This is a genomic window from Mesorhizobium sp. B1-1-5, from assembly GCF_006443065.1.
Lineage (GTDB): Bacteria > Pseudomonadota > Alphaproteobacteria > Rhizobiales > Rhizobiaceae > Mesorhizobium.
Genome location: NZ_VFWS01000365.1, coordinates 1 through 1,464 on the forward strand (window position 1 = coordinate 1; position 1,464 = coordinate 1,464).

General features: G+C 63.5%; 2 protein-coding genes and 1 pseudogene. All 3 read right to left on the reverse strand.

The window, feature by feature from the left end; all coding sequences use genetic code 11:
• Positions 1–686: undecaprenyl-diphosphate phosphatase (locus FJ980_RS31390; protein WP_140547413.1), on the reverse strand; the 686-nt coding region annotated here is incomplete at its 3' end.
• A gap of 257 nt (positions 687–943) precedes the next feature.
• Complete coding sequence (locus FJ980_RS31395; protein ID WP_140493757.1) at positions 944–1,141, reverse strand: hypothetical protein; 198 nt, start codon at positions 1,139–1,141, stop codon at positions 944–946.
• 244 nt (positions 1,142–1,385) lie between these two features.
• Positions 1,386–1,464: pseudogene (locus tag FJ980_RS36005) on the reverse strand (GFA family protein); the annotation flags it as partial.

Genomic DNA, 1,464 nt, shown 5'->3' on the forward strand with positions numbered 1-1,464 from the left:
GCCTTGTGCAGTTCCCAGAGCTCCTTGAGACCGGCGAGTGCGATGGCCGGCAGCCCCAGCAGGAATGAAAAGCGCCCCGCTTCATCCCGCTTAAAGCCGAGCCCCAGTGCTGCCGTCAAGGTCGAACCGGACCGCGAGACGCCCGGGATCAATGCGCCGATTTGGGCGATGCCGACGAGCAGCGCATCGGCCATGGATGCCTGGCCCATGGTGCGCGCATGGCGGGCACGGAGTTCGGCCAGCGCCAGCAGGAGTGCCATGACGATGCAGGCCCAGCCGATGACCCCGAGGCCGCGCAGCGGCGAATTGCAGGCGTTGAGAAGGCCAGACAGAGCCACGCCGGCGATGGCGATCGGGATCGTCGCCAGCACGATCCAGAGCGCCAGCCGGAAATGTCGGTCGGCGAAATCGCGCCGTTTCAAGGCACTGACCGAACCGGACAGGATGTCCCTGACATCGTTCCAGAAGTAGCTGATCACCGCGGCGAGGGCCGCAAGCTGCATGGCGGCGGAGAAAGCGGAGCCGGGATCCTGCCAGCCCAGCATCGCCGGGACGACGCGCATGTGGGCGGTCGAGGAAATCGGCAGCAGTTCGGTGATGCCTTGCACCAAGCCGAGAAATGCGACCTTGGCGTAGCCCAGGCCGACAAAGCCCATGTCCATGCCTTGCATGCAGCTGTCGGCCATGTCGAATTCCATGTCAGAGAGATCGGAGTTGCGCGGGGAACGACTGGGGCGATCGGCCCCTGGGCAAGCCATACCGCCATGGGACGGAAAATCAATTTACGGATTTGTGAACTGGCACCCGGGAATGGGCGTCAGCGAGTGCGGAAGGCGCGTTCGAATATCAACACCGCGCCGCCTCGGCGCGTTGGCAGCACCAGGCAGTGGCCAGACCGGCCCGGCGGGTCGGCCTGCAAAAACTGGAGGAAATCACGATGCGATCAGGGGCACAGCCAGAGTTTCTGGCACGCCCTGGCGATCACGTGCGCCGGCGGCACAACCGGCTCCTCGACGGAAGGCCGACGCGCCCGTTCGAGCAGCATGCGCACCTGTTCCGGGCGCACACGATCGCGCTCCATCACAAGCAGGACCATCGGATCGCTCAAAAGCTCGTCCAGGGTACTGATGCTGTCGTTCATCCGTCGTCTCCTCGAATGCCGGCCCGCACCGGTTAAATAGGGAGACAATGATGGCTCGCCAATGACGCTTTGCCGGCTTTCGCGTGACTGTTTCGGTTATTTCGTGACTGTTTCGATTAATTTTTGTCACGGTCACGTAATTTCACCCTTCTGTTGGCCCGCTTCATCCGGCACAGCTCATCGGTTTCGGCGCTCAAGCGCCGATCCACCTTCTTTCATAAGGCGGGAAGGGAGGCCGGAGGCCTCAGGCAGGCGGCGCGCCTTCGTGCTGCGGCAAGCCGTCATCGAGCACCACCCAGGGCTGCTTGGAGGCGGTCCAGATG

What these genes read in the sequence shown, in the direction of transcription:
- FJ980_RS31395 (WP_140493757.1), bottom strand. Translation starts at nt 1,141, where the DNA reads ATGAACGACAGCATCAGTACCCTGGACGAGCTTTTGAGCGATCCGATG.